This is a genomic window from Xylanibacter oryzae DSM 17970, assembly GCF_000585355.1.
Lineage (GTDB): Bacteria > Bacteroidota > Bacteroidia > Bacteroidales > Bacteroidaceae > Prevotella > Prevotella oryzae.
Window position 1 is genome coordinate 181,323 of the sequence record NZ_KK073873.1, and the last position, 14,394, is coordinate 195,716.

The 14,394-nt window shown below is 35.6% G+C and carries 7 protein-coding genes and 1 pseudogene; 7 read left to right on the plus strand and 1 reads right to left on the minus strand.

Features of this window, described 5'->3' with window-relative positions:
- The first annotated feature begins 2 nt into the window (after nt 1-2).
- The 7 genes and pseudogenes from XYLOR_RS00635 to XYLOR_RS00665 all read left to right on the plus strand — a co-directional run bounded on the left by XYLOR_RS00635 (nt 3) and on the right by XYLOR_RS00665 (nt 12,552).
- Nucleotides 3-845, plus strand: a complete 843-nt coding sequence (locus XYLOR_RS00635) for an alpha/beta hydrolase (protein WP_051509024.1) — start codon at nt 3-5, stop codon at nt 843-845.
- 12 nt (nt 846-857) lie between these two features.
- Nucleotides 858-1,964 (plus strand): alpha/beta hydrolase-fold protein, encoded by a 1,107-nt coding sequence (locus XYLOR_RS00640; protein ID WP_036876068.1) that lies wholly within the window; start codon nt 858-860, stop codon nt 1,962-1,964.
- A 127-nt stretch (nt 1,965-2,091) separates the two neighbouring features.
- The gene (locus tag XYLOR_RS00645; protein WP_084608495.1) at nt 2,092-4,083 is read left to right on the plus strand and encodes a TlpA family protein disulfide reductase; all 1,992 of its coding nucleotides are present in this window, start codon (nt 2,092-2,094) and stop codon (nt 4,081-4,083) included.
- Between the two features lie 16 nt (nt 4,084-4,099).
- Nucleotides 4,100-5,251 (plus strand): annotated as a pseudogene (locus XYLOR_RS00650) (alpha/beta hydrolase-fold protein); the annotation flags it as partial.
- 477 nt (nt 5,252-5,728) lie between these two features.
- Nucleotides 5,729-7,201, plus strand: coding sequence for a TolB family protein (locus XYLOR_RS00655; RefSeq protein ID WP_036876071.1), 1,473 nt, complete (start codon nt 5,729-5,731; stop codon nt 7,199-7,201).
- 245 nt (nt 7,202-7,446) lie between these two features.
- Nucleotides 7,447-10,686 carry a SusC/RagA family TonB-linked outer membrane protein gene (locus XYLOR_RS00660; protein WP_245601927.1) on the plus strand — a complete coding sequence of 1,080 codons (3,240 nt, stop codon included), beginning with the start codon at nt 7,447-7,449 and terminating at the stop codon, nt 10,684-10,686.
- An 18-nt stretch (nt 10,687-10,704) separates the two neighbouring features.
- Nucleotides 10,705-12,552 carry a RagB/SusD family nutrient uptake outer membrane protein gene (locus XYLOR_RS00665; RefSeq protein WP_036876073.1) on the plus strand — a complete coding sequence of 616 codons (1,848 nt, stop codon included), beginning with the start codon at nt 10,705-10,707 and terminating at the stop codon, nt 12,550-12,552.
- 204 nt (nt 12,553-12,756) lie between these two features.
- Here XYLOR_RS00665 and XYLOR_RS00670 read toward each other — a convergent pair whose 3' ends face one another.
- Nucleotides 12,757-14,391 (minus strand): DUF6057 family protein, encoded by a 1,635-nt coding sequence (locus tag XYLOR_RS00670; RefSeq protein WP_036876074.1) that lies wholly within the window; start codon nt 14,389-14,391, stop codon nt 12,757-12,759.
- Nucleotides 14,392-14,394 lie beyond the last annotated feature (3 nt).

The following is a 14,394-nucleotide window of genomic DNA, read 5'->3' on the forward strand; positions in this document are numbered from 1 at the left end:
AGATGAAAAAATATACATTATCATTACTGTTTCTACTTATATGCTGCTTGGTTTGCAGTCAGCCTAAAGGCAAAGTGCTATTTACAAAGATGCCATGTACTATGCTTAAAGGAATATCAGAACGTGATTACACATTATATCTGCCTCCGGGCTACAATAATAATACGGCCAAATATCCTGTTCTGTATCTTCTTCATGGTGGCGGGTGCAGCAATACAGACTGGGCTACAGAGGGACGTTTAGGTAATGTAGCAGACAGTTTGATAAATAATGATATCATACTGCCAATGATAATAGTATGTCCAGAAGCCAATAAAAATAATATGATATGGTTTAACGCTCCCAATTGGACATACGAAGACTTTTTCTTCAAAGAGTTTATCCCTTATATTGAGTCTCATTACAGAACCTACACCGATAAGGCATGTAGGTCTGTAGCCGGTTTCTCGATGGGAGGGGGAGCCTCGATAGTATATGGAGTGCATCATCCGGAACTGTTTAACATGGTATATGGAATGAGCTGTTATTTAAGGCGTCAACCTTTAGATTTCCTAAAGAATGATCCGTCCGGTGAATGGCGTCAAAAGATTGTTGAAGACAACAATCCCATAAAGACAGTATCAAATTGTTCTGAATACGATGCCAAAAGGTATAATACTGTTCGTTGGTTTGTAGACTGTGGTGATGATGATTTTACTTTAGAGGCCAATATGGATCTTATAAAAGCCTTTCGCAGCCATGGTATAAAGTATCAGTTTAGAGTAAAAGAAGGTAATCATAATTGGGATTATTGGCGTCCAGCTCTTATCGAAGCAATTAAAAACGCATTTGTTACAAACAATTAATAATCAAAAGACATGAAAAAGTATTTATTATTTAATTTATGTATTCTGTTTTCTGCCGCAACGTTTTCACAGACACCAGCAGAAACTAATATTAACAAATCGGGCTATCCAAAGATTATGCCCGACAACAGTGTCGAATTTAGTATTAAAGCACCTGAAGCTCATAAAATTCAAGTGGATTTGGGACAAAAGTTTGACATGGTTAAGAGTGCTGATGGCATTTGGACTGTTACCACTACACCTCAAAGTCCAAGCATACATTATTACAGTCTTATCGTAGACGGTCTGTCTGTTGCCGATCCTTCAAGCGAATCTTTTTACGGGTGTGGTCGTATGATGAGTTGTATAGAAATTCCTTATGTGAAACAAGATACACGTTTTCAGGTTCAAAATGTGGCACATGGAGATATACGTATTGTAAGATACTATTCTAATGTGACTAAGAGCTGGAGAGTAATGTATATATATACCCCTGCAGGATATGATAAGAATATGGATAAGAAATATCCTGTAATCTATATAATGCATGGAGGAGGTGAGGATGCCCGTGGATGGGTTCAACAAGGACGTTCTGATATCATACTTGATAATCTTATTGCAGAAGGCAAGGCGAAACCGATGATGCTTGTAAGCTTTGATGCTAATGTTGGGGGATTTGATAATGTAAAATCAGAAATACTTGATAATGTAATCCCATTTGTTGAAAATAATTTCAAGGCAGATGCTTCTGCAGACAGCAGAGCTCTGGCCGGTTTATCAATGGGAGGCATGTATACTCTGTATGTAGGAGTACCCAATACAGATAAATTCCATCATTTAGGAGTATTCAGTTCTGGTTGGTTTGCCCAGAGAACATCATTTATGAGTGCTGATAAAGAACGCGATGCTAACTATTCGTATATGGATAATAACTCATCATTAATGAATAATAATCTTAAGAATTTCTTTATAACCATAGGAGGTAAAGAAGACATTGCTTATGGAAATTGCCAGATAATGATGCAACATCTAAACAAGGCCGGTATTAAGTTTGAATACTTTGATTCAAAAGCAGGTGGACATACTTGGCCTGTATGGAGAGAGGACTTATACCTTTTTGCACAGAAGATTTTTAAATAGGAAAAATACGAATAATGTAAACAGTAAAATGTTTACGTTATTCGTATAACTATTCTTGTCTGATTGATGTATTGCTGAAATCAAAACATTATGTACTGTTTCTATAGAGTTAATTAAATTGAATCTAATGAAAAAGATCACGATATTATTAGTGTTTCTTACGATGCTGACTGTTGTTGGAGCTAAAAATATTAGAACGATAAATAATCCTTCGTTTACCGTTAGTTCTACGTATATGTTTCAAATAGAAAAGGTCGACATCAAGAAGGAGTCTACTGTATTACATTGTGTTTCTTATAATCATCCAGGATGGTGGTTTAAGATCGCTTCTAGTAGTTATCTTTTGGCTGATGGTAAAAAAATAAAAGTTAATAGCGCAGAAGGTATAAAGATGGATACCAATATTACCGTTGATTCTACAAGGCAATGTCGTTATTCCCTTATATTTCCCGCCATTTCTGCAAAAACAAATAGTATAGATTTTTTAGAAGGAGATTTTGATGGTGCATTTCAGATCTTTGGTATTAATCTCAAAAATAAAAAACTGCTTTATGACAGTAAAGCGATACCTGAAATGGTACGTAAGGCAGCGATGCATCCATTAGATGATAACAAACTGTTACCAATGCCTAAATGGGAAAATGGTTCTGCAACTGTTAGGGGTAAACTTGTTGGCTACAATCCTCATATGAGGTCGAAAATAGAGATTTTTCCGGAATGTCCGCTCGACTTAAATACTGCATCTATAAAATCAACAATTTCTGATGACGGTTCATTTTCAGCTGTTGTTCCTCTATATGCATCTCATCAGGCAGTATATATTCAGATAGGTGACTATTCTGTTTCAATAATATTGGAAAATGGTAAAGAATGTGACTTATATGTCGATTTGGTGAAAAGCAGTCATTATATTACAGACCGAATTAAAGAAGTTGATAGTTATAGAGATGAAAATGAGTGTGCTTTTATATATTTCTCAGGCGCAATGTCAGATGTTAATAATCAGATAACAAAACCAGATGTTTGTGATTTGAAATCTTTATCTCGTAATATGCCAAAGCCCGAAAGGGATAATCTTACATCAGAGGAATATCGTGATGTTATATTTAAATGTATGGAGAAAAATCTATGTACATTGGATTCTCTTCATCTCATCACATCTGCACGCCAATATATGACATCTTTAATAAAGAGCAACACAGCAATTAATATTCTGTATCCTTCATGGTCTTATATAAAAATAAATCCAAATGATCGTATGGCTCATCGTAGTAATGACGTAATGAAGAGTATTAGTAAACTTTACTTGAATAATATGATGTTGGCGTATACCGGGAGGTTTAGTACTCTTTCAAATTATGTGGATTGTGCTATTGGACTAGACACTGTTGCTGTAAAAACGTTTAATTTTAGCTCAAAAAAGATGGAAGAAAATGGCTCAACTTTCGAACAAATAAATGAATATAAAAGAAAATATAGAAAAGAATATGCTGCTAGCATTCTTGGCACTTCTTCAGGACCTGTTTTCGATGTAATAGAAGGACAATATTTCTCAGATATACTAGATTCGTATAGCCCATTCAATGATAAGCAGTTAGTTGAGCTGAACTCTATGGACAACGATGTGATAAAGAACTATTTTCTTAAAAAGAATAATGAATTAAAGGTACTTCTCGAAAAGAGAAAGAATAATAAAAATTATATTATACATACTGAAAAATATAATAGTGGAGAAGATTTCCTTGCCCAAATTGAAAAGACTTATGAAGGTAAGGTTGTGATGATTGACCTATGGGGAACATGGTGTGGAGCTTGTCGTAGCTCAATAAAATACTTTGAGCCATATAAATCAGAATTGAATAAAAAAGGTGTCGTATTTGTTTATGTAACAGACGATAAATCTCCTGAAGGGGCATGGCACAATATGTGTGGTGGTATCAGTGGTGAACATTACCGTTTGAGCAGTAAACAAACACATGAAATCTTTGAAAAGTTTAAGTTTTTTGGCTGGCCATCATATATTATAAAAGACAAAACCGGAAAATACATCTATAGTCAAACTGGAGCTATATTTGAAAATTCTATAGTTGATAAATTAGAAAATGCTTTAAAGATTTAAAATAACAAATAACATGAAAAAAATCGTTTTATCATTATTGGCCATCACTTTTATTCCGATGACTATGTGCGCCCAAATACCGGCCGACACACAACTGTCTATAACAGCAGAACCTGGAAATGATTTTCCACGAATAGACAAAAACAATTGTGCTTATTTTAGTCTGCGTGCACCAGAAGCTAATAAAGTCGTTGTTGATTGCTGTGGTAAAAAGTATGACATGCTAAGAGACAGCACAGGACTATGGACTGTTAAGACCAATCCTCTAGTTGTAGGTTTCCATTATTACTTTTTCTTTGTAGACGGAGTACAGGTAACCGATCCTGCTACTGATACGTATTTTGGTTGCTGTCGCCAGTCTAGTGGTATTGAGATACCTGAGGGTGTTGAAGGCAATTATTATCGTCCACAGCAAGGCGTTGCACACGGACAAGTACGCTCAGTTCAGTATTATTCTAAAGCAAAAGGTGAGTGGCGCCGTGCAATGGTATACACACCTGCAGAATACGAAACTAATAATACCAAACGCTATCCTGTACTCTATCTTCAGCATGGTATGGGCGAAGACGAAACAGGATGGTCAAAACAAGGCTTTATGCAGAATATTATGGACAACATGATATCAGAAGGTAAAGCTGTGCCTATGATCGTGGTTATGGAGAGCGGCGATGTTAAACAACCTTTTAATTATGCACGAGGTGGTAGTAACAATGTTGGTCAAAGTTCATATGGCGCTTCATTCTACAAAGTTATGCTTAATGATCTTATCCCAACAATAGAAAAGACTTTCCGCACTCAGACTGATCGTAATCATAGAGCAATGGCCGGACTTTCTTGGGGTGGACATCAGACATTTGATGTAACTCTTAATCATCTTGATAAGTTCTCATACATAGGAGCTTTCAGTGGAGCTATCTTTGGTTTGGATGTAAACAAGAGCTATGATGGTATATTATCTCGCTCAGCAGAATTCAATAATAAGGTACATTACTTATTCCTAGGTTGTGGAAGTGAAGAAAATATTGGTACAGCAGCTTTAGCAGAAAATTTAAAGAAAGCTGGTATCAAATATCATTATTTCGTTTCACCGGGAACTGCTCACGAATGGCTTACATGGCGCAGATGCCTTAAGCAATTTGTTTGCAATATATTTAAAGGGGAAAAATAAACTATTTATTAAGACATCCGTATTTAACGGATGTCTTTTTTTATTACTTATTTAAGGTAACTATTCATTGTTGTTATCATTGTGAACTTTTCTGATATTATGATAAGTAAGCGTGATATCAATATACTTATAATGATAAGTATCCTTTTTATTTTACTGATGACTAGTATAAGTTGAAATAATATCATGTTAATGACTTTTTGGTGAAAAAAACAAACAAAATAATTATGAAAATTGAATATAAATTATTAGTTTTGCCAGAGTAAATAACCAATACAGATATTAAAATGAAACAACAGATATTATTCAGATATAATCAAATTAAAATCAAAGACTTATTACTACTTATTTGTATTTTACAATCATCATAGATTTCTGCTGTAAATATGGCGTTTGTTTTGTATGGATAATGGTCATATTTAAGAAAAGAATATAATCATGCGATAACGCTTTTCAACAACAAAATAATTATTAATCATGAAAATAAGACATTACCTTAAATTTGTATTCATCCTTATTACAGCAATACTATTTACATCCTGTAAGAAGACTGTTCATATTGATAATACTCTGACGGAATTACCCCCAATATTCCCTGATTATAAAAATGTAACTATACCACCTGATTTAGCTCCATTACACTTTGAATTACTTGATAATTCGAAATATGATGATGCATGTGCTATATTTAAAGCCGGGAATATTGAAATAACAGTAAGCGAAGAAGGAAAACAGTTTAAGATCAGCAAAACCAAATGGAATAAACTTCAAAAACAAAGCAAGACAATATCTGTAATAATAGCCGTAAAGAAAGCAAATAAATGGATTGCATACGCTCCATTTCATTTCTTTATATCAAAGGATGCTATTGATGGATATATAGCATACCGTTTGATAGAGCCTGGTTATGAAAGATGGTCTGAAATGGGAATATACCAAAGATGCCTTAGAAATTATGATGAGAAAGCAATAATAACAAACAAAGCGACGGGGCACAATTGTATGAATTGTCATTCGTTCTGCAAGCAATCGCCAGATAGAATGTTATTTCACATGCGTAAAGATTTTGGTGGTACTTATATTATTAATGGCAATGATATAGAAAAACTTAACACGAAGACAAATAAGACAATTTCACCATTGGTATATCCATCTTGGCATCCATCGGGCAATTATGTAGCTTTCTCGGTTAATACTACAAAACAAATGTTCCATACAACTAATCGGAATCGCGTTGAAGTTTTTGATTGCGCATCAGATGTTGTTGTTTATGATGTCAATAAGCATGAGATTGTTACATCTCCTTTATTATCATCCAAGACATCTTTTGAAACATTTCCAACATTCTCTGCAGATGGCAATACCTTATATTTCTGTACTGCTGACAGCATGAATATTCCTGCTGATTATGACAAAGTTAAATATAGTATCTGTTCAATATCATTTAATCAGAAAACAAGGCAATTCGGGAATAGAATAGATACAATTTTTAATGCAAAAACTAAAAATAAAAGTGCTTCATTCCCTAGAGTATCACCTGATGGCAGATTTCTGATGTTTACACTTTCCAATTATGGAAACTTCTCTATATGGCATAGAGAGGCAAACTTATGTATGATAGATCTGCGTACAGGCAAGGACATTAACATAGATGCTCTGAACAGTAATGAAGCAGAAAGTTATCATTCGTGGAGTAGTAATAGTCGCTGGGTCATATTCAGCAGCAGAAGAATTGACGGTCTTTATACTCGTCCATTTATAGCTCATATTAATAACAATGGTAAGGTTTCGAAGCCATTCTTACTTCCACAAGATGATATTAATTATTATAATTTATTACAGAAATCATATAATATACCCGAGTTTGTAAAAGGATCTGTAAAAATAAATTCATATCTAATAATGAAAGAGGCCCGATACGGAAACTTAATAAGCGTAAAAGCCCTCTAAACCTACAATTTAACACAAAAAGTAACTAATTTTAACAAGTTGTTACATAGGATAAAGTATATGTTACATTATCGTTGCAAATATTTTGAGATAAATTATAAATTTGCAACCGTGTAACACTAATTAACCGATCTAATACCGAATTAAAAGTTCCTATTTAACAAAATAACGTTTAAAATTAATTTTAATTTTTATCTATGAAATGCATTAATTTAAAAAAGTCTATGGGGCTATTGTTAATTTTTATGATGATACCTCTATGGGCAATGTCCCAAAACGTCACAGTTATGGGTAGTGTAAATGAAGCTGGCGGTGACGCTCTTCCGGGAGTAAGTATCAAGCAAGTTGGAACATCAAATGGAACTATTACCGATCTTGACGGTAATTATAAAATTACAGTTCCACCAAATGCAAAACTTGTATTCTCTTTTATAGGCTACCGACCAGAAACAATTTCTGTCGGAGGTAAATCCAAAATAAATGTTATCTTAAAAGAAGACAGTAAGACATTGGATGAATTGGTAGTTGTAGGTTATGGTACAATGAGGAAAAGTGACATATCTGGTTCTGTTGCTACAGTCGACCGTGACGCTATGCTGAAGAAGGCTCCAACGAATATTGGTCAGGCTCTTCAGGGTGCAGCAGCAGGTGTGCTGGTTACACAGAATGACGGTACTCCTGATGGTTTCGCAGCAGTACGTATCCGTGGTATCGGAACTATTAATGGTTCTGCAGACCCTCTCTATGTGGTAGATGGTGTACAGGTTGGTACAGATGCTAGTTTCCTTAATCCAGCTGATATCGAGAAGATCGAGGTTCTAAAGGATGCTTCTGCAACTGCTATTTATGGTTCTGCTGGTGCTAATGGTGTGATTATGGTTACGACACGTCAAGGAACTAAGGGCCATACACAAATACAAGTAACAGCAGACTTTGGTGTTCAGACTCTGCCTAATGAATTAAAGACTCTTGGCATTGATGAGTTCGCTTCTTCAGTTCGTGAGGCAAAAGCTAATGATGGTGCAGGTATCTATAATAACATATGGGATCAGAAGTATGATGGCAAACGTAATTATATTGACTGGCAGAAAGAAATGACACATGCAGCTGTCAAACAGCAGTATGGTATTACAGCATCTGGTGGTAACGATAAGAGTCAGTATAACTTTTCTTTAGGTTACCTAGACAACGACGGTTTGGTCGTTAACTCAAACTACAATCGTCTATCAGCTCGCGCTAACGTAAATGTTCAGCCTGTTAAGTGGTTGAAATTTGGCGGAGATATGAACTTTGTTCATACAGAGGCACATGGTTCAAATGCAGGTTTCAATAACAACGGTAACCTATCTTCACTTCGTGATTTGGCTTACTGGACTCCTACACTTGATTATCTTGTTAACAATGCAGCTAACGGTACTTATGTAGGTGTCAACTTGGTTAACCCTGATGGATCTTATGGTTGTGGCTATCTTGGAACATCAGATGGTTGGGAAGGTATGACAAAAAATTCTGCTAACCCATACGCATCTCAGATGGAGAAAACGAACCAGATAAACCGCGGAAACAGGATGTTCCTCAGTGCATTTTTTGATATCGAATTCATGAAAGGATTAAATTTGCACTCTATCGCATCTTACACTGTAAATACATTTGAAGGAGGAGACTTCACCGGTGGTTCTAAGCGCTATAACTATATAAATGGTAATCTAACAGAAATGGACCTTTCTGCTGCAGGTGTTGATAATCGTTATTCTTTCAGTTTGAATCAGAATCATGGCAACAATCTCGGAATTGAGACCTATCTTACATATAATTGGAAAACAAGTTTCAACGATTTAACTTTGATGGTAGGTAACTCAGTAAGCAAATACTATGGTTCTTATGTTAGCGCAAATGCTAATACATTCGCTTCACCAGATAACCGCGTGATGAGTCTTTCTATAAATCCATCTTCTCGTGAGGGTAATGGCGGATTCAATGCAGACTCTCGTACTATTTCATACTATGGTCGTGCTATTTACAATCTCTTTGATCGTTACATTTTCACAGGTACTGTCCGTCGTGATGGTTCTTCTAACTTTGGTGCCGGCAACCGTTGGGGTACTTTTCCATCTGCAGCTTTGGCTTGGCGTATTTCTGAAGAGCCATTTATGAAAGACGTTAAGATAATAAACAACTTGAAACTCCGTATTGGTTGGGGTCAGACTGGTAACGCCGGTAACATGGCAGGTAGAGCTGTACCAGCTTTAAGCACTAGCGACGTTAACTATAATGTTTATTCACAAGGAGGTACAATGGGCATAAGTGGTAATCGTACTGTATCATCTGGCTTTAAGCAACTTCTCGTAGATACAAACTTAAAGTGGGAAACTAATGAGCAGACTAATATAGGTGTTGATTTCGGAATTTTGAATGGAGATTTGAATATTACTCTTGATTACTTTATCCGTAAGTCTAAGAACCTTCTTATTGACCAACAGATACGTCCTTCCACAGGTTACACATCTATTTATACTAACTATGGTGAAATAGACAACCACGGCTTGGAGTTTAACCTGACATACAACAAGCGTCTAAACAAAGATTGGTCAATCAATGCAACATTGAATGGTTCATCTTTGAAGAACAAAGTTAAAAATATGGGTTATCCATTATATTCTACTAATGATGGTGGCACTGGTAATGGTAACGTAGGTGCAGTAGGTGCTGCTGCTTCATTCTATTGGGGTGGTCACTCAATCTGTATGAATGGTGAAGCTGTAGGTTCATTCTATGGATATAAAGTAGCGGGCATTTGGAAAAATCAAGCTGAAATTGATGCAGCTAATGCAGCAGCAAAAGCAAAAAATTTTAATGCATACGATGCCATATCAGCTTCTTACGCTCCTGGAGACTTCAAATATGAGGATGTCAACGGTGATGGTCATGTTGATGCAAACGATAGGGTAATCTTAGGCAATGGTATTCCAAAATTAAATTATGGCATTTCACTTGGTGCTACATACAAAAATTGGGATTTCAGTATGTATATGTATGGTGTACTAGGCCAGCAGATACTATCATATTCAGCAATGCGTCTTTCTACTGTTTTCTCTGCAGATGACCAAACATTCCCTAATATATTAAAAGACAGTTATGATAGGGTTTGGCGCAGTGGCAATGAAGCTAATGCGACACTTCCTCGTCTAACAGTACTTGATAACAACCACAATGTACGTTGTAGTGATGCATGGGTTAAAAATGGTGATTTCTTAAGATTAAGTAATTTTCAGATTGGCTACACATTACCTAATATGATTATAAATAAAATCGGTATTACAAAAGCCCGTGTTTATGCAGCAGTTCAGAACCTATTAACAATCTCTGGTTATAACAAGTATGGAGACCCTGAGTGTGGCCAGAACAGCGTGCTTTTCTCTGGTCTTGACTCAGGTCGTTATCCAATGCCACGTATATTTATGTTTGGCTTAAATGTTACATTCTAATTATTAATTAAAGACAATATGAAAAACTTAAATAAAGCATATATAGTTGCAGGTTCATTTGCTATTTTTGCATTTACCTCTTGTAACAATGACAATTTTTTGGATGTTACGCAGTACGATAAGGATCCAAGTCACATTCTGTACGAAACTGATGCCAATGCTATATCTGGTATGAATGGCGTGTATGATTTGATGCAACCTGATGAAGATGGTAACGGTGATGGAGACTGGGGCTTCAAACCAAACTTATTTACAGGTTGCCATCCAACAATGGATACACAAGCTACTGCTTGGGATAAAAACTGGAACATCCAGAAATGGGGTCCAGATAGCAAAGAGTTACTTGATGGTTGGAAGCAGTGTTATATGGGTATCTCACGTGCCAACGACTTCCTAGCCGGTTTGGAGACAGCTGATAAATTGACTCCTAGTGTTAAAACGACTCTTGAAGGCGAAGGTAGAGCAGCTCGTGCTTTTTTCTATAACTGGTTGGCTACAACGTTTGGGCGTGTTCCTATGTTAGCTACTGGTGAAACATATCAAAATACTCCACAGAAGGCACGTGCAAAGACATATCAGGATATGTGGGACTTTATCATTGCTGACCTTGAGGCTGCAGTTCCATTGCTAGATTGGACTCCTCTAAATAGTCAATACGGACGTTGCACTAAAGGCATGGCTCTGACATACTTAGGCGATGCATACATGTGGAAGGCATATCGTTGTCCTGAAACTCAGAAAGAATCAATCACAAAAGCTGCTGCCGCTTATAAGCAAGTTCTTGATAAAGGCCCATATCAGCTGAACCGTTCTTTTACAACTCTATGGGATGTAAATGGAGTTTGGGATAAGGAAGCTATTTGGGAAGAAGTTCTTGATGCAGGGTCTGATTGGGGTACAAATGATAACTCTAAACGCACATCAACCATGTTTACAAAATACTATTCTGCATGTCCTGAAAATGGTGGCTGGGGATCATTATTCCTCTCTTGGGAATGGTATTCAAGCTATGAAAAGGGTGATAAGCGCCGTGACGGTTCTTGCTGTACAGGTAAAATTCATAATGCAGCAGATTATGAGAGCTATTTCCCAGGTATCACCCAAAGCCCGACTTATGGTCGTAATCCTTATACTCAGCAGAATGTAGGTAATGGAACAGCTGATAGCAAGACATTAAACTTCCATTTCTATAATGGTGAGTATGCTCCTTCAATTTGGAGTATAAAGTTCTGGCGTAATGCACGTGCAGGATGGGATGGAGATACGTGGTGCCCAACTCAGATTTATTGGAAACGTCTTCCTAACGTAATGCTTGACTATGCTGAATGTCTGTTTATCCTCAACGGAGGTGATGATGCTACTGCATGGGGTTTGATTGATCAGTTACGTAACCGTGCATTCGGTAATCTTGAGGTTGGCCATGCAGATGAATTGAAAGCTAAGTACCTGCCGGGTATTCAATCTACTATAAAATTCTACGCTGATAAAGGCCAAGCTGATACAAAAATCCCGACTGCATACCCTATTCCTTTTGATACAACTTTAGTAAATGTAACTCCGGCTAAGGATTACTACACAGCGTTGAAGGCTAAAAAGGGATTTGCATCTGAAGTTTGGAAGGTAGCTGTAAATGAGGAACGTCGTAAAGAATTCAACTGCGAATGGTGTTTACGTCCTGATATGCAACGTTCAGGTTATATGGCTGATCATATTGAACATAACTATCCCAAACGCAACGAATCTGATTTGACAAATACACCTTGGTCAAACCGTACTTTCGATTATCAAGATAGTAAGATGGATATGCCTATACCTTCAGAAGAGATAATAAAGAATAAACTCTGTGACCAGAACCCTGGGTATTAAAATAACTCTTATTTAAAATAAATATGTATGAATACATATTAAAGTGGGGTATTGATTAAATTAGAAAGAAAGGGTGTGTTGTAATAATGCACCCTTTTTATCTAATAATAGTTCGACCTATATTATGACTATATAAATTTAAGTTCATACATTAGGAAAATTAGGTTAATGGAAAGGTCTGTCGTGATGACAGACCTTCTTATTTTAATTATTAATACAATCCTTTTTATTAATATTATATTTATCGACTATCAACTTAAATGATTTAGGCAATGATGGTAAGGCTTTTGTTCTATAATATCGCTTTATCATTGAATTAAATTTATCAATATCATTGATTAGTATGTACATAGAACCAAGATACTGTATAGTCGTTTTATGCTCTGGATTGTGATCTATTATATGTTTAAGATCATTATCTATCCCATATTGTCCACCGAAACAGTTCTCCGGAAAAATACATTTTCTTTTTAATCCCATAAAAGCATCTTTTTCTACAGCCTTGTCGTTATATAAAAACTGACGTTGCGACTCAGCCCAATTTCTATAGAATAAAGTGTTATCAAGAATTGATAAATACTTATCGGCTACTTTGTATGCTCCAAAAAGTATATTTGTCTGAGCAAGTCTTTGAAATGCGTATGTACTATTATTATCCATACTTTCATTAGCTTCGAAAGCCCAACGTTGGGACATAGCAATACATCCCATAGAGAAGTATTCGTCGCTTACAATCATTGCTACGGTCGGACTAGTGATTTCATCTGAGAGGTATATGCTAGCCAATCCTTCTTCATGATAGTCGAGTAAATGTTCTGCCAATTCACCTTTCTCTGCTAAAGCTATATTCAGACATATCTGATAAATATAGTTTGACATCTCAACATTATTACTTAACTGTATAATATTATCCCATTTGTGCATTCTAAGGTAATATGTAAATTGTTTAAAAGTCTCATCTTTTGGCCTATATACCAGCTTGTAAGTTGAACAACCAAAAACGAAGATTAATATAATCTGCAATATTTGAATTGTTTTAAAGGTTTTTGAGTTAAGGCTTTTATTATTTCTGAACAAAAGACATATAGTAAATATTATTATTAGAATTATCCAAGACTGATAAGCAAAAGATGGAGCATTTCCTGACTGATTAAAATAATAGTCTTGCAAAATAAAATTAATATAATCGCCTGAAAAACCAAGATGAGCACTTATCTGAGCCATCATACAGACAAGTAATATTGGCAATATGAAATAATAAGAACGACGTGTAGTCCGGAATAAACCAAATAAAAGAACATTAATCGAAAAAAGAGTAGCGATGGGACCTGCTAATATAAATAATGCAACAGAGAGTATTATGCAATAAACAATCTGAGCTTTTAATGACTTAATTCGCGTATAATAGTATAGAGCTAATATCATAAACATAAATGCAATAGTTCCAGCCATATGATAATTCACATTAGTTATTTGTATGAATAATAATGATATTGCCGGAATTATACCCAAATAAGAGATATGTAGATTTGGAATAATGTTATCTATAATCTTGCCTGTGAAAAAAGCTATTATTAAAAGAACCAAGGCTAATAAGAGTGCGCCACAATATGGGATGCAGAAAAATTGAATAAGGAAGTCTGCAGATAAAAAAGCAAATCCGCCAGGTTGCAGTAACACGCCCTTTATAAAAGATGATTCATAAAAGAATGTCTGCCATTGTTCCATATAGAAAAAATGGTATTGAGCCATTATCTGTAAGAAAACAAATAATAGCATGAAAACAACACTCCATGTGATTATGCGATTATATCGTTTTGCTAATAATAAAGTTTTCATGGT

What these genes read in the sequence shown, in the direction of transcription:
- XYLOR_RS00635 (WP_051509024.1), top strand. Translation starts at nt 3, where the DNA reads ATGAAAAAATATACATTATCATTACTGTTTCTACTTATATGCTGCTTG.
- XYLOR_RS00665 (WP_036876073.1), top strand. Translation starts at nt 10,705, where the DNA reads ATGAAAAACTTAAATAAAGCATATATAGTTGCAGGTTCATTTGCTATT.
- XYLOR_RS00660 (WP_245601927.1), top strand. Translation starts at nt 7,447, where the DNA reads ATGATGATACCTCTATGGGCAATGTCCCAAAACGTCACAGTTATGGGT.
- XYLOR_RS00655 (WP_036876071.1), top strand. Translation starts at nt 5,729, where the DNA reads ATGAAAATAAGACATTACCTTAAATTTGTATTCATCCTTATTACAGCA.
- XYLOR_RS00640 (WP_036876068.1), top strand. Translation starts at nt 858, where the DNA reads ATGAAAAAGTATTTATTATTTAATTTATGTATTCTGTTTTCTGCCGCA.
- XYLOR_RS00670 (WP_036876074.1), bottom strand. Translation starts at nt 14,391, where the DNA reads ATGAAAACTTTATTATTAGCAAAACGATATAATCGCATAATCACATGG.
- XYLOR_RS00645 (WP_084608495.1), top strand. Translation starts at nt 2,092, where the DNA reads ATGAAAAAGATCACGATATTATTAGTGTTTCTTACGATGCTGACTGTT.